Source organism: Oryzisolibacter propanilivorax, assembly GCF_900103645.1.
Lineage (GTDB): Bacteria > Pseudomonadota > Gammaproteobacteria > Burkholderiales > Burkholderiaceae_C > Melaminivora > Melaminivora propanilivorax.
In genome coordinates this window covers 18,979-38,407 of record NZ_FNHP01000013.1, presented here as the reverse complement: position 1 = coordinate 38,407, position 19,429 = coordinate 18,979, and the positions used below count along the sequence as shown (strand labels likewise).

Annotated in this window: 16 protein-coding genes; 10 read left to right on the top strand and 6 right to left on the bottom strand. The window is 71.3% G+C overall.

Annotation, left to right across the window (positions count from 1 at the left end; all coding sequences use genetic code 11):
- Positions 1 to 81: 81 nt before the first annotated feature.
- Genes BLQ61_RS16155 through BLQ61_RS16135 form a run of 5 tightly spaced genes read right to left on the bottom strand, consistent with a single transcriptional unit; the run spans position 82 to position 5,715 of the window.
- Positions 82 to 864 carry an enoyl-CoA hydratase/isomerase family protein gene (locus tag BLQ61_RS16155; protein ID WP_091572695.1) on the bottom strand — a complete coding sequence of 261 codons (783 nt, stop codon included), beginning with the start codon at positions 862 to 864 and terminating at the stop codon, positions 82 to 84.
- Positions 861 to 1,370: a DinB family protein gene (locus BLQ61_RS16150; protein WP_091572780.1), complete on the bottom strand. Its 510-nt coding sequence runs from the start codon at positions 1,368 to 1,370 to the stop codon at positions 861 to 863. Before BLQ61_RS16150 ends, BLQ61_RS16155 begins: the two co-directional genes overlap by 4 nt.
- 2 nt (positions 1,371 to 1,372) lie before the next feature.
- On the bottom strand, positions 1,373 to 2,323 hold the full coding sequence (locus tag BLQ61_RS16145) for a dienelactone hydrolase family protein (RefSeq protein WP_091572693.1): 951 nt from the start codon (positions 2,321 to 2,323) through the stop codon (positions 1,373 to 1,375).
- Between the two features lie 24 nt (positions 2,324 to 2,347).
- Positions 2,348 to 3,952: a carboxyl transferase domain-containing protein gene (locus tag BLQ61_RS16140; protein WP_091572690.1), complete on the bottom strand. Its 1,605-nt coding sequence runs from the start codon at positions 3,950 to 3,952 to the stop codon at positions 2,348 to 2,350.
- Positions 3,953 to 3,975: 23 nt separating this feature from the next.
- The gene (locus BLQ61_RS16135) at positions 3,976 to 5,715 is read right to left on the bottom strand and encodes an AMP-binding protein (protein ID WP_091572687.1); all 1,740 of its coding nucleotides are present in this window, start codon (positions 5,713 to 5,715) and stop codon (positions 3,976 to 3,978) included.
- 117 nt (positions 5,716 to 5,832) lie between these two features.
- Here BLQ61_RS16135 and BLQ61_RS16130 point away from each other — a divergent pair, with 117 nt between their 5' ends.
- From BLQ61_RS16130 to BLQ61_RS16115, 4 genes are all read left to right on the top strand, one after another.
- On the top strand, positions 5,833 to 6,912 hold the full coding sequence (locus tag BLQ61_RS16130; protein WP_091572685.1) for an AraC family transcriptional regulator: 1,080 nt from the start codon (positions 5,833 to 5,835) through the stop codon (positions 6,910 to 6,912).
- Between the two features lie 243 nt (positions 6,913 to 7,155).
- Entirely contained in the window at positions 7,156 to 8,682 is a 1,527-nt protein-coding gene (locus BLQ61_RS16125) for an aldehyde dehydrogenase family protein (protein WP_091572682.1), read from the top strand.
- A gap of 247 nt (positions 8,683 to 8,929) precedes the next feature.
- Positions 8,930 to 11,062 carry a TonB-dependent receptor gene (locus BLQ61_RS16120; protein WP_091572679.1) on the top strand — a complete coding sequence of 711 codons (2,133 nt, stop codon included), beginning with the start codon at positions 8,930 to 8,932 and terminating at the stop codon, positions 11,060 to 11,062.
- Between the two features lie 128 nt (positions 11,063 to 11,190).
- Positions 11,191 to 12,234, top strand: a complete 1,044-nt coding sequence (locus BLQ61_RS16115) for a catalase family peroxidase (RefSeq protein ID WP_245704109.1) — start codon at positions 11,191 to 11,193, stop codon at positions 12,232 to 12,234.
- 25 nt (positions 12,235 to 12,259) lie between these two features.
- Here BLQ61_RS16115 and pedF read toward each other — a convergent pair whose 3' ends face one another.
- Positions 12,260 to 12,751 carry a cytochrome c-550 PedF gene (gene pedF / locus BLQ61_RS16110; protein ID WP_091572672.1) on the bottom strand — a complete coding sequence of 164 codons (492 nt, stop codon included), beginning with the start codon at positions 12,749 to 12,751 and terminating at the stop codon, positions 12,260 to 12,262.
- A gap of 324 nt (positions 12,752 to 13,075) precedes the next feature.
- On the opposite strand from pedF, the gene BLQ61_RS16105 reads away from it, so the two are divergent.
- The 6 genes from BLQ61_RS16105 (at position 13,076) to pqqD (ending at position 19,412) form a co-directional block, all read left to right on the top strand.
- Positions 13,076 to 15,091, top strand: coding sequence for a sigma-54-dependent Fis family transcriptional regulator (locus BLQ61_RS16105; RefSeq protein ID WP_091572670.1), 2,016 nt, complete (start codon positions 13,076 to 13,078; stop codon positions 15,089 to 15,091).
- A 64-nt stretch (positions 15,092 to 15,155) separates the two neighbouring features.
- On the top strand, positions 15,156 to 15,683 hold the full coding sequence (locus tag BLQ61_RS16100; protein WP_139182769.1) for a cytochrome b: 528 nt from the start codon (positions 15,156 to 15,158) through the stop codon (positions 15,681 to 15,683).
- Positions 15,684 to 15,895: 212 nt separating this feature from the next.
- Positions 15,896 to 17,791 (top strand): methanol/ethanol family PQQ-dependent dehydrogenase, encoded by a 1,896-nt coding sequence (locus BLQ61_RS16095; RefSeq protein WP_091572664.1) that lies wholly within the window; start codon positions 15,896 to 15,898, stop codon positions 17,789 to 17,791.
- 100 nt (positions 17,792 to 17,891) lie between these two features.
- Complete coding sequence (locus BLQ61_RS16090; RefSeq protein ID WP_091572662.1) at positions 17,892 to 18,539, top strand: pentapeptide repeat-containing protein; 648 nt, start codon at positions 17,892 to 17,894, stop codon at positions 18,537 to 18,539.
- 6 nt (positions 18,540 to 18,545) lie between these two features.
- Entirely contained in the window at positions 18,546 to 19,022 is a 477-nt protein-coding gene (locus tag BLQ61_RS16085) for a c-type cytochrome (RefSeq protein ID WP_091572660.1), read from the top strand.
- 39 nt (positions 19,023 to 19,061) lie between these two features.
- Positions 19,062 to 19,412 carry a pyrroloquinoline quinone biosynthesis peptide chaperone PqqD gene (gene pqqD, locus BLQ61_RS16080; RefSeq protein WP_245704108.1) on the top strand — a complete coding sequence of 117 codons (351 nt, stop codon included), beginning with the start codon at positions 19,062 to 19,064 and terminating at the stop codon, positions 19,410 to 19,412.
- The last annotated feature ends 17 nt before the right edge of the window (positions 19,413 to 19,429 follow it).

Below are 19,429 nucleotides of genomic sequence, written 5' to 3'. Positions count from 1 at the left end.
TGCTCGAGAACCAAACGCCCTCACCCCGACCCTCCCCCGCAGGCGGGAGAGGGGGAAAGACAGCGGCGCCCACGAGGTTCATCACGCCAACCACCCCGGCTTGCGCTTTTGCAAAAACGACTGCACGCCCTCGCGGCCCTCGTCGCTGGCGCGGATGTCGGCGATGCCCTCCACCGTGGCGGCGATCAGCGACGCGTCGATCGCGCGCCCGGCCACGTCCTGCACCAGCCGCTTGGCTGCCCGCACGGCGTTCGGGCCGGCGCCGGTCAGCGCCTTCAGCCAGGCCTCCACCGCCGCATCCAGCTGCTCCGCTGCCACCACCTGGTGCACGAAACCGATGCGCAGCGCCTCGGCCGCATCGAAGCGCTCGGCCGTCAGGAAGTAGCGCTGCGCCGCACGCACGCCCATGGCGCGGATGACGTAGGGGCTAATGGTCGCGGGGATCAGCCCCAGCTTGACCTCGCTCAAGCAGAAGCCCGCCGTGTCCACGGCGACGGCCATGTCGCACGCGGCCACCAGCCCCATGCCGCCGGCGTACACATCACCCTGCACGCGGGCGATGGTCGGCTTCGGGCACGCGTAGATCACGCGCAGCATCTCGGCCAGTTGGCCCGCGTCGGCGATGTTCTCCTCGCGGGTGTAGTCGGCCATGCGGCGCATCCAGTTCAGGTTGGCACCGGCACAAAAGGCCGGGCCTTCGGCCGCCAGCACGATGGCACGCACGTCGCCGCGTGCGCCCGCATCCTGGAACGCGGCCGTCAGTTCGGCGATGACCTCATCGCTGAAGGCGTTGCGGACCTCGGGCTGGGTCAGCGTGATGCGGGCAACAGCGCCGGCTTGGGTGATGGACAGGTTCTGGCTCATGGCATGGCAGGGTTTTGCAGGTAGTACACGAGATCCAGCTCTGGGCAGGGCCGGCCCAGCGCCGTGAGCGCCGCGCTGACCTGGCCGCGGTGGTGCGTGCCGTGGTGGAAGACGTGCGCCAGCGTGGCGGCAAACGGCAGCGACGCCGGCGCGCCGCGCGTGGTGATGTAGTCGAGCGTGGCGCTCCAGCGCTCGGCCGGAATGCTCGCGATCAGCGGCTCCCAGCGGGCGGCGCCGTCGCGCAGGCGCGCGTCCAGGCGGGCACGGTCGGGCTCCAGCTCCGTGTCGAGCGCCAAACGCGGCGACGCACCCTCGGCGAAACGCACAAACCATAGGCCGTGCTCGCCCACCAGCAGGTGGTTCAGCGTGCCGTGGATACTGTGGAAGAACAGGCCCACGTCGCGGCGATAGTCCTGCTCGGGCACGCCCGCCACCGCATCGAGCAGCCGCGCCGTGGCCCACGCGTTGTAGCGCGCCAGGGTGCGAAAGTGGGCATGGGCGTCCAGCGTCATGGCCGCTCGCGCGGGCGCAACACCCCGCTCCAGAACATGTCGAGCGCGGCCAGTGACTGCACGCGCGCCTCGGGGTTGCCGCCCTGGTGCACGCCGCCCGCCGGGCCATTCGGCACGTCGGTGCGCAAGCGCACCGGCCCCGCGCCATCAAAGCCGTGGTAGCTGCCCGCATACACGTGCAGGGACACGTCTGCCCCTTGCGCCTGCAGGCGTTGTGCCAGGGCGATGCACGGCTGCGGCGGTGTCCAGTCGTCCAGCGCGCCCAGCTGCATGAGCAGCGGCACCCGCTCCAGCGTCGCCTGCCGCCGCTCGAGCGGGCCGCAGCCGGGGTAGAACACCGCCGCGCCGGCAATGGGCGGCTCGCCAGGCGCGGGCTGCACGCGCCGCTGCTCGAGCACGGCCAGCACCGTGGACGCACCGTTGGACCAGCCGAGCAGCCCGAGGCGCTGCGCGTCCACCTGCGGCTGCGCGGCCAGCCAGGCCAGCGCCGCGCGTGCGTCGTGGGCACGCTCGGCGACATGCATGCTGCGCTCGGCATAGCGCGTCTGGCAGACCTGGTGCAACCCGCGCGAGCCGAAGCTGTCGGGCAGCAGCACGGCGTAGCCCTGCGCGTGCAGCCGCGCGGCCGCCTCGCGAAAGCGCTGCGACAGCGCTCCCCCCTTGGCGTACAGCCCGCCGCAGCCGTGCAAGGCCAGCACCGCCGGGTGCGCGCCCTCGCCCGCTGCAGGCAACCAGTACGCGGTGAGCGTGACGCCAGCCGGGCCAGGCACGCTGATGCGCTCGAATTGCGGGCTGGGCGCAGCGGCCGTTGCAGCCACCGGTGTGGGCGCTGGCACCATCGCCGCCGGGCGCTGGGGGCCAGAGGCGCACGCCACCTGCGCGCACGCCGCGCCCAGCGCGAGCAGGCGGGCGATTTGGTGGCGGAGGTTAGGGGCCGTGTAGCGCATGGCAGATGTTGCGAATTGCAGGGCTTACATGCGGAACACGCCGAACTTGACGTCGGGGATCGGCGCGTTGCGCGCCGCCGCCAGGCCCAGCGCCAGCACGCGGCGCGTGTCGGCCGGGTCGATGATGCCGTCGTCCCACAGACGCGCGGTGGCGTAGTAGGGGTGGCCCTGGTCCTCGTACTGCTGGCGGATCGGCGCCTTGAAGGCTTCTTCCTCCTCCGCGCTCCACTGCCCGCCCCTGCCCTCGATGCCGTCGCGCTTGACCGTGGCCAGCACGCTGGCCGCCTGCTCGCCGCCCATGACCGAGATGCGCGCATTCGGCCACATCCACAGGAAGCGCGGCGAGTACGCACGCCCGCACATGCCGTAGTTACCGGCGCCGAAACTGCCGCCGATGATGATGGTGAACTTCGGCACGTTGGCCGTGGCCACCGCCGTCACCAGCTTCGCGCCGTGGCGCGCGATGCCCTCGTTTTCGACCTTGCGCCCGACCATGAAGCCGGTGATGTTCTGCAGGAACACCAGCGGGATCTTGCGCTGGCAGCACAGCTCGATGAAGTGCGCGCCCTTGACGGCCGACTCGGAAAACAGGATGCCGTTGTTGGCGATGATGCCCACCGGCATGCCCTCGATGCGGGCAAAGCCCGTCACCAGGGTCGAGCCGAAACGCGCCTTGAACTCGTCGAACTCGCTGCCATCGACGATGCGGGCAATGATCTCGCGCACGTCGAAGGGCTTGCGGGTGTCGGTCGGGATCACGCCGTACAGCTCTTCTGCTGCGAATTTAGGAGCTTTAGGCCCTTGATGCGCAAGGGCTGGAGGTCGATTCCGATTCAAATTCTTCACCGCCGCGCGCGCCAGTGCCAGCGCGTGCGTGTCGTCCTGCGCCAGATGGTCGGCCACGCCTGACAGCCGCGTGTGCACTTCGCCGCCACCCAGATCTTCGGCCGAGACCACCTCGCCGGTCGCAGCCTTCACCAGCGGCGGCCCGCCCAGAAAGATGGTGCCCTGGTCCTTGACGATGATGGTCTCGTCGCTCATCGCCGGCACGTAGGCGCCGCCCGCCGTGCACGAGCCCATGACCACGGCGATCTGCGCGATGCCCTGCGCGCTCATGTTGGCCTGGTTGTAGAAGATACGGCCGAAGTGGTCGCGGTCCGGGAAGACCTCGTCCTGATTCGGCAGGTTGGCGCCGCCCGAGTCGACCAGGTAGATGCACGGCAGGCAGTTGGCTTCAGCAATCTCCTGCGCGCGCAGGTGCTTCTTCACTGTCATCGGGTAATAGGTGCCGCCCTTGACGGTGGCGTCGTTGCACACGATCAGGCAGTCGGTGCCGGCCACGCGGCCGATGCCGACGATCAGGCCGGCACCGGGCGCATCGCCGCCGTACATGTTCAGCGCCGCCAGCGGGGCGATCTCCAGGAACGGCGTGCCGGGGTCGAGCAGCATGTGCACGCGGTCGCGCGGCAGCAGCTTGCCGCGCGCGACGTGCTTGGCGCGCGCGGCCTCGCTGCCGCCCAGGGCCACGCGCTCGATCTGGGCGCGCAGGTCGTCGACCAGCTGGCGCATGGCCGCGGCGTTGGCCTGGAAATCGGCCGAGCGGGAGTTCAGGCGGGATTCGAGAATCATGTCGGTTCGTTCCTTGGGGCCGGTCAGGCCGTTTTGCTTTCGTGCAGGCCCAGCTCGTCCTTCATGGCGTCGCGGATCTTGAATTTCTGGATCTTGCCGGTGACGGTCATGGGGAACTCGGCCACGAAGCGGATGTATCGCGGCACCTTGTAATGCGCGATCTGGCCCTTGCAGAAGGCGCGGATATCGTCCTCGGTGGGCGCGGCGCCGGGCTTCGGAATGATCCAGGCGCACAGCTCTTCGCCCAGTCGCGCGTCGGGCACGCCAACCACCTGCACGTCCTGCACCAGCGGGTGGCGGTACAGGAACTCTTCGATCTCGCGCGGGTACAGGTTCTCGCCGCCGCGGATCACCATGTCCTTGATGCGCCCGACGATGTTCACGTAGCCGTCCTCGTCCATGGTCGCCAGATCGCCGGTGTGCATGAAGCCGTCGTCGTCGATGGCCTCGCGCGTTTTCTCGGCATCGCCCCAGTAGCCGTGCATGACCGAGTAGCCGCGCGTGCACAGCTCGCCGCTGGTGCCGCGCGGCACGATCTGGCCGCTCTCGGGGTCGATGATCTTCACCTCCAGGTGCGGCTGCACCGTGCCCACGGTGGACACGCGTTTGGCCAGGGGGGTGTCGGTGCTGCTCTGGCAGCTGACCGGACTGGTCTCGGTCATGCCGTAGGCGATGGTGATCTCGGACAGGTGCATCTGCTGCACCACGCGCTTCATGACCTCGATCGGGCACGGCGATCCGGCCATGATGCCGGTGCGCAGGCTGCTGAGGTCGAACTCCGGGAAGCGCGGGTGGTCCAGTTCGGCGATGAACATGGTCGGCACGCCATGCAAGCCGGTGCAGCGCTCCTCCTGCACCGCCTGCAGCACCGTGAGCGGGTCGAACCCGTCGTTCGGATAGACGATGGTCGCGCCGTGCGTGAAGCACGCCAGGTTGCCCAGCACCATGCCGAAACAGTGGTACAGCGGCACGGGGATGCACAGCCGGTCCTCGGGCGTCAGGCGCATGCACTCGCCGATGAAGAAGCCGTTGTTCAAGATGTTGCGGTGGGTCAGCGTCGCGCCCTTCGGGAAGCCCGTGGTGCCGCTGGTGAACTGGATGTTGATCGGGTCGGTGTTCCTCAGCCCCACGCCGATGGTGTCGATGCGCGCGTCCTGCGCGTCGCCGCGTTGCATCAACTCGGAAAAGCGCAGCATGCCGGGCTGCTCGTCGCCCTCGCCTGCCACATCGATCCAGACCACGCTGCGCAGCTCGGGCAGGCGGCGCGAGGCCAGCCGGCCGGGCAAACACAGGGCCAGCTCGGGCGCCAGCTCGCGCAGCATGCCCACATAGTCGCTGGTCTTAAAGCGGGCCATGGTCACCAACGCCTTGCAGCCGACCTTCGTCAGGGCGTACTCGACCTCGGCCACGCGGTAGGCCGGGTTGATGTTGACCAGGATCAGTCCGACCTGCGCCGTGGCCAGCTGCATCAGCACCCACTCGGCGTTGTTGTGCGACCAGATGCCGACGCGGTCGCCGGGCGCCAGGCCCAGCCGCAGCAGCGCGCTGGCCAGGCGCCGCGCTTGCGCGTGCAGTTCGGAGTAGCTGTAGCGCAGGTTCTGGTGGCGGCTGACCAGCGCCTCGCGATCCGGCTGGCACTCGGCCACGCCGGCGAAGAAGTCGCCGATGGTCTGCTCGATCAGCGGCGCCGCCGTGTCGCCCCAGGCGTGGCTGGGCGCCGCGGCGGGCGGTGCGGACGGGGTCGTGGCGTGTTGCTCCGGCATGCAGGTGTCTCCAGGAAATCCGCGCGGCTCAGGCGGGCGGGGTCGCCCGGCCACGGGCCAGCATACGCCGGGCCGTGGCCCGGATGGGGCCAGCGAGGTTGCAATAATGGCCACGCCATGTACACCCCCAGCCTGCCCGCCCACCGCCTTGGCCCGCGCCAGGGCGGCGTCGCCGCCACGCCCATGGCCTTCGTGCGCGCGGTGGTGCAGGCCTATGCGCAGCGCAGGCTGGACGCTGCCGGCGTGCTGGCGCGGGCGCAAATCGCGCCAGCGCAGCTGGCCGACGCTGAGGCGCGCATCACCGCCTGGCAGATGGAGGTGCTGTGCGACGGCGCCATGCGCGAGCTGGACGACGAGGCGCTGGGCTGGTTCGAGCGCCGCCTGCCCTGGGGCAGTTACGGCATGCTGGCGCGCGCCGCGCTGTCCGCGCCGACGCTGGGCCGGGCGCTGGCGCGCTGGTGCCGCCAGCATGGCCTGCTGACGCAGGCCATCGGGCTGCGGCTGCAGGAAGCGGACGGCCAGGCCACGTTGGCCATCGACGAAATGCGCGACTTGGGCGATCTGCGCGAGTTCTGCCTGGTCTCGACGCTGCGCAACGCGCTCGGGCTGGCCAGCTGGTTCATTGACTCGCGCCTGCCGCTGCTGCAGGCCGACTTTCCCTTCGCCGCGCCGGCGCACGCCAGCGCCTACGCGGTGCTGTTCCCGGCGCCGGTGCGCTTCGATGCGCCGCGCGCCGCCGTGCATGTCGACGCACGCTACCTGCAGCTGCCGCTGGTGCGCGACGCCGCCGCCATGGACCGCATGCTGCAGCACGCACTGCCGCTGACGGTGCGGCCCTATCGGCGCGACCGGCTGCTGGTGCAGCGCGTGCGCCAGCTGCTGGCGCAGGGCCCCGAGGCCCCGGGCGACGCCGCCGCCTTGGCCGCCGCGCTGCACCTGTCGCCGCGCACCCTGCACCGCCAGCTGGCGGCCGAGGGCGCGTCGCTGCAGCGCCTGAAGGACGAGGCACGCCGCGCGCGCGCCACCGAGCTGCTGCTGCGCAGCGACCGGCCAATCAAGCAGGTGGCGCAGGCCGTGGGCTTTGCCAGCGAGAAGACCTTCATCCGCGCCTTTCGCGCCTGGACCGGCCAGGCGCCGGCGCGCTTTCGCCAGGCGGCGCGCGCCGGCGGCGCCCCCCTGCCCCCGGACAAACCCTAGACCGGCGGCGGCGCCTGCTCCAAAGCCGGGCAACTGGCGCAATTTGGAACAGCCCGCGCGCGCTGACTGTGGCAATCTGACCGCGCCCCGCCGCGTGCCGGTTGCGGGCCGCGCGGCCGGCAGCCGCGCGCCGGGCGTGCGCCGCACCTGGCACGAAGTTTGAATACACCTCGTGCAAGCCGGCGGCGCGATTCCTTCCTTCCGTGCTTTCGGCCTTCCACCCTTTCCACCCAGGAGACCACCATGGACATGTTCGAACTCAAGCGCTTCAACCTCGACATCGCCTACCCGTACCGCCAGCAGTACGACAACTTCATCGGCGGCAAGTGGGTGGCGCCGCAGGCCGGGCGCTACTTCGACAACGTCTCACCCATCACCGGCAAGCCGTTTTGCAAGGTGGCGCAGTCCGACGCGGCCGACGTGAACCGCGCGCTGGACGCGGCGCACGCCGCGCAGGCCCAGTGGGGCAGCACCGCGCCGGCCGAGCGCTCGCGCATCCTGCTCAAGATCGCCGACCGCATGGAGGAGAACCTGGAGTTGCTGGCGATTGCCGAGACCATCGACAACGGCAAGCCGCTGCGCGAGACCATGGCGGCCGACCTGCCGCTGGGCGTCGACCACTTCCGCTACTTCGCCGGCTGCCTGCGCGCCGAGGAGGGCACGATCTCCGAGATCGACGCCAACACCGTGGCCTACCACTTCAAGGAGCCCATCGGCGTGGTCGGCCAGATCATTCCGTGGAACTTCCCGCTCCTGATGGCCTGCTGGAAGCTGGCGCCAGCGCTGGCCGCCGGCTGCACGGTGGTGATGAAGCCGGCCGAGCAGACCCCCGCCTCGATCATGGTGCTGATGGAGCTGATCGGCGACCTGCTGCCGCCGGGCGTGGTGAACATCGTCAACGGCTACGGCAAGGAGGCCGGCGAGGCGCTGGCGACCAGCAAGCGCATCGCGAAGATCGCCTTCACCGGCTCCACCCCGGTGGGCCAGCGCATCCTGCACGCCGCCGCCGACAACCTGATCCCCTCCACCGTCGAGCTGGGCGGCAAAAGCCCGAACATCTTCTTCGCCGACGTGATGGACGCGGACGACGAGTTCCTGGACAAGGCGCTGGAAGGTTTTTCCATGTTCGCGCTGAACCAGGGCGAGGTCTGCACCTGCCCGTCGCGCATCCTGGTGCAGGAGTCCATCTACGACCGCTTCATCGAGCGCGCCCTGGCGCGCGTCGAGGCCATGAAGCAGGGCCACCCGCTGGACAAGAGCACCATGGTCGGCGCACAGGTGTCGCAGCAGCAGCTGGACCGCATCCTGGGCTACATTGACATCGGCCGGGGCGAGGGCGCGCAGTGCCTGACCGGCGGCGAGCGGCTGCGCGCCGGCGGTGACATCGACGACGGCTTCTTCATCAAGCCGACGCTGCTGTACGGCCAGAACCACATGCGCGTGTTCCAGGAGGAAATCTTCGGCCCCGTGGCCTCGGTGACCACCTTCAAGGACGCCGAGGACGCGCTGCGCATCGCCAACGACAGCGAGTACGGCCTGGGCGCCGGCGTGTGGAGCCGCAATGGCTCGACCGCCTACAAGATGGGCCGCGCCATCCAGGCCGGCCGGGTGTGGACCAACTGCTACCACCTGTACCCGGCGCACGCCACCTTCGGCGGCTACAAGAAGTCCGGCATCGGCCGCGAAACGCACAAGATGGCCATGGCCAACTACCAGCAAACCAAGAACCTGCTGGTCAGCTACAGCTCCAAGGCGCTGGGCTTCTTCTGACCGGCATTCGGCCCGCGCCCGGCCCCGCCCGAGGGCCGGCGCGCGGCGCCTGACCTGCCCCTGACCCAGCCAGCCGGGCCGGGCCGCATGCATGCATGGGGCCGGCGCGGCTTTTTTTCGTCTGTTTTTCCTCCCGGCCGGGCCTTGGCGGCGCCTTGCGCCCCAGCGCCCGGCCGCACGCCCGCAGCAGAATTTCCACGATCAACTTGGCCGGCCGAGCACGCCCCGGCCTTCGCAAGGAGCCTCCATGCACCCGCCGCACATTCCCTCGTTCGCGCTGCGCCCGCTGGCCGCCGCCTGCCTGCTGCTGCCCCTGCTGGCGCAGGCGCAGGGCGCGCCGCAACAGGCCGCCGTCCTGCAGGCCGTCACCGTGCGCAGCACGCTGGCGCAGTCGCCGGTGGAGCAGACGCCGGCCTCGGTCAGCGTGCTCGATGGCGAGCAGCTGCGCGACCGGCAATGGCAGGTCAACCTGTCCGAATCCCTGGGCGGCACACCCGGCCTGCTGCTGCAGAACCGGCAGAACTACGCGCAGGACCTGCAGCTGTCGATCCGCGGGCACGGCGCGCGCTCGACGTTCGGCGTGCGCGGCATCCAGGTGTTCGTGGACGGCATCCCGGCGACCATGCCCGATGGCCAGGGCCAGACCAACCACATCGACCTGTCGTCGCTGGAGCGCATCGAGGTGCTGCGCGGGCCGTACTCGGCGCTGTACGGCAACGCCTCGGGCGGCGTGATCCAGGCCTGGACCGAGCGCGGCCAGGGCCGGCCCAGCGTGCAGGGCAGCTTCGCCCTGGGCAGCAACGGCCAGAAGCGCCTGGGCCTGAAGGCGCAGGGCGAGGCTGGCGGCGTGGGCTACGTGGTCAGCGCCAGCCGCTTTCTCACCGACGGCTGGCGCGTGCACAGCGCCGCCGACAAGAACCAGCTGAACCTGCGCCTGGACACCCAGCCGCGCGAGGACACGCAGCTGACCCTGGTGGCCAACCACACCGCCATCGACGCCCAGGACGCCGGCGGACTGACCCCGGCCGAGTGGCGCGCCGACCCGCGCGCCACCGCCGCCGGGCCGCTGCAGTTCAACATGCGCAAGACCATGCGCCAGACCCAGGCCGGCCTGACCTGGGAGCGCCGGCTGGACGGCGCCAGCGCCGTGCGCGCCACGCTCTATGCCGGCACGCGCGCCATCACCCAGTACCAGTCCATCCCGGTGGCGGCACAGAAGGCCCCCACCAGCGCCGGCGGCGTGATCGACCTGGGCCGCGACTACGGCGGCCTGGATCTGCGCTGGGCGCACAACGCCGAGCCGCAGGACGGCGAGGTGGGGCTCATCGCCGGCCTGGCCGCCAGCGTGGTGCGCGAGGACCGCCAGGGCTACAACAACCACCTGGGCGACGTGCTGGGCGTCCAGGGCACGCTGCGCCGCGACGAGCGCAACACGCTGAGCAACCTGGACCCCTACGCGCAGGCCAGCTGGGCCTTCGCGCCGCGCTGGCGGCTGGACGCCGGCGTGCGCTACAGCCGCGTGCGCTTCGAGTCGCGCGACCACTACATCGCCCCGGGCAACGGCGACGACAGCGGCGACGCACGCTACCGCCGGCTGCTGCCGGTGCTCAGCCTGCAGCACGCCTGGGACGCGCGCACGCAGTTCTACGCCTCGGTCGGCGGCGGGCTGGAGACGCCCACCTTCAACGAGATCTCCTACCGCCCGGGCGGCTTGGCAGGCCTGAACTTCGGCCTGCGCCCGGCCACCTCGACCAGCGCCGAGGTCGGCGTGCGCCAGCGCCTCGCGGGCGACGGTTTGCTGCGCGGCGACTGGTCGGCGGCGCTGTTCCACACCCGCACCCAGGACGAGATCGTGCCGGCCGAGAACGCCGGCGGCCGCACCTCCTACCAGAACGCCGGGCGCACCCGGCGCCAGGGGCTGGAGCTGGCCGGCACGCTGCAGCTGGCGCGCGCCTGGCAGCTGCAAGGCGCGCTGACGCTGCTGGACGCGACCCTGCGCGAGGGTTTCTGCGACGCCAAGGGCAACTGCGTGCCGGCCGGCCGGCGCATCGCCGGCACCGCCCGGCGCCAGGCCTGGCTGGCGCTGGACTGGCGCCCGGACAGCCAGTGGCGCGCCGGCGTCGAATGGCGCCACCTGGGCAGCATCGCCGCCAACGACAGCAACAGTGTGCTCACCCCGTCCTACGGCGTGCTGGCGGCCAGCGCCGGGCACACGCTGCAGCGCGGCGCCTGGAAGCTGGACACCTTCGCGCGCATCGACAACCTGACCGACCGGCAGTACGTCGGCTCGGTCATCGTCAACGAGAGCAACGGGCGCTACTTCGAGGGCGCGCCGGGACGGCAGTGGATGCTGGGGCTGAGCCTGACGCACCAGTTCTGAACCCCAGGCCGGCCCGCGCAGCCGGCTTTCGCCCCTTTTTTTGCTACTTTTTTAATAGCTTCAAGCCATTGAAGAACAACGGCTATTGGCACTTTTCGCCACAAAACCAAGATCCGAGGAGACCCACGATGCCACACCCCACCCTGCTGCGCCGCGGCACCGCCATGGCCACGGCCACCGCCGCTCTGCTGCTGGCCGGCTGCGCCCAGACCGGCGGCGGCGCCGCCGCGCGCGACGACACCGATCCCACCGCCCTGGTCAACCAGCTGGAGGCCAGCACCGGCAAGTTCGCCGGCCAGCGCCGCTCGGGCGCCAAGGGCATCTGCGCAGCGGGCGAGTTCATCGGCAGCGAGCAGGCGCGCGCCCTGTCCACGGCCTCGGCCTTCAGCGGCCGGGCAGTGCCGGTGCTGGCGCGCTTCTCGGTGGTCGGCGCCAACCCGAAGGCGCCCGACAACACCCGCACGCAGCGCAACCTGGCGCTGCAGTTCGACCTGCCCGGCGGCGAGCAGTGGCAGATGGGCAACATCTCCAGCCCGGTGTTCGGCGCCGCCACGCCGGCGCAGTTCCTCGGCCGGCTGCAGTCGCTGCAACCCGACCCGGCCACCGGCAAGCCGGACCCGACGCGCGTCAAGGCCTTCGCCGACGCCAACCCCGAGGTGCTGCTGCAGGCCAAGTACCTGGCGGCGCAGCCGGTGCCGGCCAGCTTCGCCGCCGTCAACTACTGGGGCGTGCACGCCTTCGGTTTCGTCGATGCACAGGGCCGCACGCACTGGGGCAAGTGGCTGTTCGAGCCGGTCGGCGGCACGCAGGGCCTGAGCGACGAGGAAGCGCGTGCGCGCGGCGCCCAGTTCCTGTTCGCCGACCTGCGCGAGCGCGTGCGCCAGGGCCGCGCGGCGTTCGACTTCAACCTGGAGCTGGCCGAGGCCGGCGACCGGCTGGACAGCCCGGTGGTGCCGCTGCCCGCCGACCGGCGCAAGGTGAACCTGGGCCGGCTGACCATCACCTCGGTGGCGGCCGACGACAGCGGCGCCGGCCCCTGCGCCGCGCCGACCTTCGTGCCGCTGGTGCTGCCGCGCGGCGTGGTGGCCTCGGCCGACCCGATGCTGGCCGCGCGCGCCGCGCCCTACGCCATCTCGCAGGGCCGGCGCCTGGCCGAGCCGCCGGCGCGCTGAAGCCAAGCGCGGCGGGCGCCTCGCCTCACTGCTGCGCGCGGCGCTCCTCCAGGTAGGTGCGGATGGCCCACACCGCCTCCTGGCTCAGCGTGCCCTCAAACGGCGGCATGTACACCCGGCCGTCGCGCGTGCGCCCGCGGCGCACGGTGCCGGCGTAGTAGTCGTCCATCTCCTGGTAGCAGACCTTCTGCTTGGCCTGGTCGGCGTAGCCCGCGCATTCCTCGTCGAACTTGCGCAGGTCCGGGGCGATGCCGCCCGAGACCGCCTCCAGCCCGTGGCAGCGCGCGCAGTTCTGGTTGTAGGCCGAGCTGCCGATGCGCAGCGCCTCCTTGTGCCCCTCGGCGGCGCCGCCGTAGGGGTTGGACTCGCGCCACTTGGCGCCCAGCTGCGGCAGGCTGGAGGTGTCCACGGCCTGCGGCACCACGTCGCCGTGCGCCAGCGCGGCGCCGGCCAGGCAGGCGCCGGCGGCGGCCAGCAGCAAGCTGCGTGAAAGACGGGCAGGGAAGAATCGTTGCATGGGGTTGTCTCCTGGGAATGCGGGGGCCTGTCATTGACCCGATGGGGTGCAGGCCCTGCATTGCAAGTTGCGGGCCAGCCCGGCGGCGCGGCGCACGCGGCCGGGTGCGGTGTTGCAGCGTGGAACACCCCGGCGCCGCCGTTGTCGCATACCGGACAGCGGGCGCGTTTCTTGCTTCAAATCCGTACACCCCGGGCGCATGCCGATTGCCGGCAGCGTGGCGGGGCGGCACCATCGGCGCGGCAGCAGCGGGCACAGACCCGCGCGCCGCGCTGTGAACACAGCAGAGGGCGGACCCATCCGCTCCGCCAGGAGACAGCCACCATGCAACGCCATCCTCCCGCTGGCGCCGGCCAGCCCGACGACCCCATCGACAAGGCGCATGCGCGCTCGCAGGCCTTCGGCGTGGCGCTGGACGACAGGCCCGACTACGCGCTGCTGCCGCGCGCCGACCTGAGCGACGCGCTGGAGGAAAACCGCTTTTTGTTCCAGCACGCCGTGCCGGTGATGGAGACGCTGTACGAGCAGATCGCCAACACCCACAGCATGGTGCTGCTGACCTCGGCGCGCGGGCTGGTGCTGCACGCGCGCGGCGACAGCGACTTTCTGGAAAAAGCCTCGCGCGTGGCGCTGGTGCCCGGCATCGACTGGTCCGAGCAGACGCGCGGCACGAACGCCATCGGCACCGCGCTGACCGAGCAGGAGGCCATCACCGTGCATGGCGACCAGCACTACCAGCAGGCCAACCAGGCGCTGACCTGCTCGTGCGCGCCGATCTTCGCGCCGCAGGGCCAGCTGATCGGCGCGCTGGACGTGTCGGGCGACCACCGCAGCTACCACCAGCACACGCTGGCGCTGGTGCGCATGTCGGCGCAGATGATCGAGAACCAGATGTTCGCCGCCAGCTTCCCGAAGGCGGTGCGGCTGCACTTCCATGCGCGCGCCGAGTTCCTGGGCACGCTGATGGAGGGCATCGCCGTGTTCACGCCCGAGGGGCGCTTCCTCTCGGCCAACCGCAGCGCACAGTTCCAGTTCGGCATGTCGGTGAACGCGCTGCAGGCGCACACCTTTTCCTCGCTGTTCGAGCTGCCGATCTCGGCGCTGTTCGAGCTGTTCGCCGGCCCCAGCCCGGCGCCGCGCGCGCTGTGCCTGCGCGGCGGCGTGAACGTCTGGGCGCGCACCGAAATCCGCCCCACCGGCCCCTGGGCCGCGCCGCTGGTGCAGCCGCTGGCGGCCGATGCCGACGCCGCGCCGCCCGCCGCGCCACGCGCCGCGCCGGCGGCGCGGCGCGCGCCGCAGCTGTCGTCGCTGCAGTACCTGAACACCGGCGACGGCCAGCTGGCCGCCGTCATCGCCAAGCTGCACAAGGTGCTGGACCGCGACATCCCGGTGATGATCCTGGGCGAGACCGGCACCGGCAAGGACCTGCTGGCGCAGGCCATCCACCACGACTCGGCGCGCGCGCGCCAGCCCTTCGTGGCCGTGAACTGCGCCTCCATCCCGGACACGCTGATCGAGGCCGAGCTGTTCGGCTACGAGGAAGGTGCCTTCACCGGCGCGCGCAAGAAGGGCGCGGCCGGCAAGATCCAGCAGGCGCACGGCGGCACGCTGTTCCTGGACGAGATCGGCGACATGCCGCGCCACCTGCAGGCGCGGCTGCTGCGCGTGCTGCAGGAGCGGCGCATCAGCCCGCTGGGCGCGGGCAAGGAGATCGAGGTCGATGTCCACGTCATCAGCGCCACGCACAAGAACCTGAAGGAGCTGATCGCCCGCGGCGACTTCCGCGAGGACCTGTACTACCGCCTGAACGGCCTGGTGGTGCGCCTGCCGGCACTGCGCGAGCGCAGCGACTTCGAGGCTGTGGTGCACAAGGTGCTGAAGTCGCTGGACGGCAGCGACGGCCAGGACGACGCCGCGCCGGTGCGCATCGCTCCCGAGGTCATGCGGCTGCTGCTGCACTACCACTGGCCGGGCAACGTGCGCCAGTTGCACAACCTGCTGCGCACCGCCTGCGTCATGGTCGACGACGACCGCACCATCCGCATGGAGCACCTGCCCGACGACTTCTTCGACGAGCTGCGCCCACCGGCGGGCGCGACGGCGCAGCCGGCCGCGGCGCTGGCGCCGCCCATGTCCTTCGTGCCCGGCGAGGCGCTGCCGCCGCCCTGGCCCGAGACGCCCGAGGACGCGCAGAGCCTGCAGGACGTGACGCTGCAGGCCATGGCACAGATGTTGCGGCTGCACCAGGGCAACGTGTCGGCGGCGGCCAAGGCGCTGGGGGTGTCGCGCAACACCATCTACCGCAAGAAGGCCCTGCTGCCGCCCGGCCTGCTCGACTGACCACCGCCCCGGCCGGCCCGCCGGGCCGTGGGTGCCGCGCGCGCCCACACAGCTGGAGACCGCCATGCCGCACCCCCCCCGCTACGACCGTCTGTCCGTCTGGCTGCACTGGCTGATGGCCGCGCTGCTGCTGGCGCAGTGGGCGCTGGGCTGGTGGATGACCGGCATTGCCAAGGACGGCACGGGCGCACGCGCCTGGTGGTTCAACCTGCACAAGTCGCTGGGCCTGGTGCTGCTGGCGCTGCTGGCGCTGCGCCTGGGCTGGGCGCTGCTGCGCCCGCGCGTGGCCGCCCTGCCCCAGCGCCCGGCGCTGCAGCGGCTGGCGCGCGGCGCGCACCACGCGCTGTACGCGCTGATGCTGCTGGTGCCGCTGGCGGGGCTGCTGGGCTCGGTGTTTTCGGGCTATCCGGTGCGCTTCTTCGGCCTGCGCCTGCCGCTGCCCGGCGCGCGCTGGGACGCGGCCAAGGAATGGCTCTCGGCCGCGCACCACTGGTCGGCCTGGGCGCTGCTGGCGCTGGTGTCGCTGCACGTGGCGGCGTTCGCGCACCACCAGTTCGTGCTGCGCGAGCGGCTGCTGCAGCGCATGGCCTGACCGGCTGCTCCGCAACTGAACAGCAGCGCCGTGGGCGCTCCAGATTTGAACGCCGCGTGTCCCGGGCGCATGGCACACCCGGCACGGCGCGCCGGCGTGCATGCCGTGCCAGCGCCATCCGCCGCCCTGCGGCGCCGCGACATGGCACGGCTCTTGCACCAGCAGGTCGGGCACCCGTGCCGCCATCCGATTCACAACCCAGGAGACTCACCATGACCCACCGCACCCCTCGCACCCTGCGCCCCAGCGCGCTGTGCCTGGCGCTGGCCGCCGCCCTGGCACTGCCGGCGCTGGCCGCCAGCGTCAAGCCCGTCAGCTGGGAGGACATCGCCAACGACCACAAGACCACCGGCGACGTGCTGACCTACGGCCTGAGCCTGACGGCGCAGCGCTACAGCCCGGCCAAGGCGCTGAACACCGCCAACGTCGCCGGCCTGGTGCCGGTGTGGAGCTACTCGTTCGGCGGCGAGAAGCAGCGCGGCCAGGAGGCGCAGGCGCTGGTGCACGACGGCGTGATCTACGTGACCGCGTCGTATTCGCGCTTCGTGGCGCTGGACGCGCGCAGCGGCAAGCGCCTGTGGAGCTACGAGCACCGCCTGCCCGAGGACATCCGCCCGTGCTGCGACGTGGTCAACCGCGGGCCGGCGATCTACGGCGACAAGGTGTACTTCGGCACGCTGGACGCACGCATCGTGGCGCTGGACAGGAACACCGGCAAGGTGGTGTGGAACGAGAAGTTCGGCGACCACAAGGTGGGCTACACCATGACCGGCGCGCCCTTCATCATCAAGGACCAAAAGAGCGGCAAGACGCTGCTGGTGCACGGCTCGTCGGGCGACGAGTTCGGCGTGGTCGGCTGGCTGTTCGCGCGCGACCCGGACACCGGCAAGGAAGTCTGGGCGCGGCCCATGGTAGAGGGCCACGTCGGCCGCCTGAACGGCCAGCCCAGCACGCCCACCGGCGACGCCAAGGCGCCCAGCTGGCCGGACGATCCGAACTCGCCCACCGGCAAGGCCGAGGCCTGGAGCCAAGGCGGCGGCGCGCCGTGGCAGACGCCGTCGTTCGACGTGGAGACCAATACCATCGTCGTCGGCACCGGCAACCCCGCGCCCTGGAACACCTGGAAGCGCACCGCCAAGGGCGACGACCCGCGCAACTGGCCCAGCCTGTACACCTCGGGCCAGGCCTACGTCGATCCGGGCACGGGCGAGCTCAAGGGCTTCTTCTCGCACACGCCCAACGACGCCTGGGACTTCTCGGGCAACAACTCGGTGCTGCTGTTCGACTACAAGGACCAGAAGACCGGCAAGATGGTCAAGGCCTCGGCGCACGCCGACCGCAACGGCTTCTTCTTCGTGACCGACCGCGAGAAGCTCGCCCGCGCCGACGGCGGCCACCCCTGGAAGCAGAACGCCATCATCGGCGCGCACCCCTTCGTCGATGGCATCACCTGGGCCAAGGGGTTCGACCTGAAGACCGGCCTGCCGATCGAGAACGACAACCGCCCGCCCGAGCCCAAGGCCGGCGAGGAAAAGGGCGAGAGCATCTTCGTCTCGCCACCGTTCCTGGGCGGCACCAACTGGATGCCGATGAGCTACAGCCCGGACACCGGCCTGTTCTACATCCCGGCCAACCACTGGGCCATGGACTACTGGTCCGAGCAGATCACCTACAAGCCGGGCGCGGCCTACCTGGGCCAGGGCTTCCGCATCAAGAAGCTGCACGACGACCACGTCGGCACGCTGCGCGCCATCCACCCGCAGACCGGCAAGATCGTCTGGGAGCACAAGGAGCAGTTCCCGCTGTGGGCCGGCACGCTGACCACCGCCGGCGGGCTGCTGTTCACCGGCACCTCGGACGGTTTCGTCAAGGCCTTCGACAACAAGACCGGCAAGGAGCTGTGGAAATTCCAGACCGGCTCGGGCGTGGTCTCGGTGCCGGTGACCTGGGAGATGGACGGCGAGCAGTACGTCGGCATCCAGTCGGGCTACGGCGGCGCCGTGCCGCTGTGGGGCGGCGACATGGCCGCGCTGACCAAGCAGGTCTCGCAGGGCGGCTCGATGTGGGTCTTCAAGCTGCCCAAGGCGCAGCGCGTGGCCAAGCGCTGACCCGCTCCGGCGCCCCGGCCGCGGGGCGCCGTGCACCGCAACCCGGGCGGCGCGCCCGCCCGGACCTCCCGCCTTCAGACCCGCCCCACGAAAGCCCGCCATGACCCCTGCCGCATTCGCCACCACGCACTGCGCCCGGCTGGCCGCCACCGCCCTGCTGGCGGCCGGCCTGCTGGCCGCCGCGCCGGTGCCGGCCCAGACGGCCCAGCCGGCCGACGAGAGCGCCGCCGCCAGCAGCGGCGCCGAGCCGCTGGTCGTCAACGGCTGCCCCATCTGGCCCTACACCCGCTGCCCCGGCGCCGACCTGCGCCATGCCAACCTGGTCGGCAAGAACCTGGCCGGCGCCGACCTGCGCGGCGCCAACCTGACGCGCGCCGACCTGCGCGGCGCCAACCTGTCGGCGGCGCAGCTCGAAGGCGCCGACCTGACCGGCGCGCGCATGGCCAAGGCCTCGGCGGCGAACACCGACTTTCGCGGCGCGCGCTTCATCGGCACCGACCTGGAGGCCACGCGGCTGATGCGCTCGGACTTTTCCGGCGCCGAGTTCCGCGGCGCCAACCTGGAGATGGCGCGGCTGAACCACGCCTGGTTCGTCGGCGCGCGCTTCATCGGCAACGACCTGCAGGAGGCGAAATTCGTCGCCGCCAACCTGAAGGACGCGCTGTTCGAGGGCAACTTCGTGCGCTACACCCTGTTCACCGAATCGGCCATGGACGACTGCCAGGGCTGCCAGCCCGACTGGAGGTAACCCGCCATGCCCATGCCCGTCTTTCCCTTGTCGCGCCGGCTGCCGGCGGCGCTGCTGGCGCTGGTGCTGGCGGCCGCGCCGGCGCTGGCCATCGAGCGCGTCGCGCCGCAGGTGGACACTGCCGCGCTGCCGGCCAGCGCCCACACCTGGGCCGAGCCCAACCCGCTGCGCGGCGACGCCGCCGCCATCGCGCTGGGCCACAGCGCCTTCAACCAAAGCTGCGCGCGCTGCCACGGCCAGGACGCCAATGGCGCGCGCTCACCCGCGCCCGACCTGCGCCGCCTGGGTCTGAGCTGCCGGCGCATCCAGGACACGGCGCTGCGCCAGCGCTGCCAGGGCGACGCGGATGCGTTCTTCATCCACTCGGTGCGCTACGGCAAGCAGAAATTCGGCATCGTCCACATGCCGCCGTGGGAGGGCGTGATCGCGCCCGAGCTGGCCTGGGCGCTGCGCAGCTACATCGAGAGCGTGCCGCCGCGCTGAACCCCGCCTGTTTCGCTATCAAAACCAAAGCACCTCCCCGTGGATTCACACCGGCTGACGCCCATTTCCTTTTCCCACCCGGCGGCGCCGCCGCAGGCCACGCTGGCCGCCACCCCGGCCGGCCTGCCGCGCGCCGCGCCGGCGCTGCCGCTGCTGTCCGCCCGGCTGCGCCTGCAGTACCAGCCCTTGCCCGGGCGCTGGGTGCTGCTGTGCCCGGATGACCTGGTGCAGCTCAACGACAGCGCCGCGCAGATCCTGCGCCGATGCGACGGCCGGCACACCGTGGCCGGCATCGTCAGCGAACTGGAGACACTGTTCGACACCCAGGGCATCACGGCACAGGTGCAGGCGCTGATCGACGAAGGCGCAAGCCGTGGCTGGCTGGATTGAGGCGTTGCGCGCCACAT

Coding starts and splice junctions, on each gene's coding strand:
- BLQ61_RS16155 (WP_091572695.1), bottom strand. CDS start 864: ATGAGCCAGAACCTGTCCATCACCCAAGCCGGCGCTGTTGCCCGCATC.
- BLQ61_RS16145 (WP_091572693.1), bottom strand. CDS start 2,323: ATGCGCTACACGGCCCCTAACCTCCGCCACCAAATCGCCCGCCTGCTC.
- BLQ61_RS16140 (WP_091572690.1), bottom strand. CDS start 3,952: ATGATTCTCGAATCCCGCCTGAACTCCCGCTCGGCCGATTTCCAGGCC.
- BLQ61_RS16135 (WP_091572687.1), bottom strand. CDS start 5,715: ATGCCGGAGCAACACGCCACGACCCCGTCCGCACCGCCCGCCGCGGCG.
- BLQ61_RS16130 (WP_091572685.1), top strand. CDS start 5,833: ATGTACACCCCCAGCCTGCCCGCCCACCGCCTTGGCCCGCGCCAGGGC.
- BLQ61_RS16125 (WP_091572682.1), top strand. CDS start 7,156: ATGGACATGTTCGAACTCAAGCGCTTCAACCTCGACATCGCCTACCCG.
- BLQ61_RS16120 (WP_091572679.1), top strand. CDS start 8,930: ATGCACCCGCCGCACATTCCCTCGTTCGCGCTGCGCCCGCTGGCCGCC.
- BLQ61_RS16115 (WP_245704109.1), top strand. CDS start 11,191: ATGCCACACCCCACCCTGCTGCGCCGCGGCACCGCCATGGCCACGGCC.
- pedF (WP_091572672.1), bottom strand. CDS start 12,751: ATGCAACGATTCTTCCCTGCCCGTCTTTCACGCAGCTTGCTGCTGGCC.
- BLQ61_RS16105 (WP_091572670.1), top strand. CDS start 13,076: ATGCAACGCCATCCTCCCGCTGGCGCCGGCCAGCCCGACGACCCCATC.
- BLQ61_RS16100 (WP_139182769.1), top strand. CDS start 15,156: ATGCCGCACCCCCCCCGCTACGACCGTCTGTCCGTCTGGCTGCACTGG.
- BLQ61_RS16095 (WP_091572664.1), top strand. CDS start 15,896: ATGACCCACCGCACCCCTCGCACCCTGCGCCCCAGCGCGCTGTGCCTG.
- BLQ61_RS16090 (WP_091572662.1), top strand. CDS start 17,892: ATGACCCCTGCCGCATTCGCCACCACGCACTGCGCCCGGCTGGCCGCC.
- BLQ61_RS16085 (WP_091572660.1), top strand. CDS start 18,546: ATGCCCATGCCCGTCTTTCCCTTGTCGCGCCGGCTGCCGGCGGCGCTG.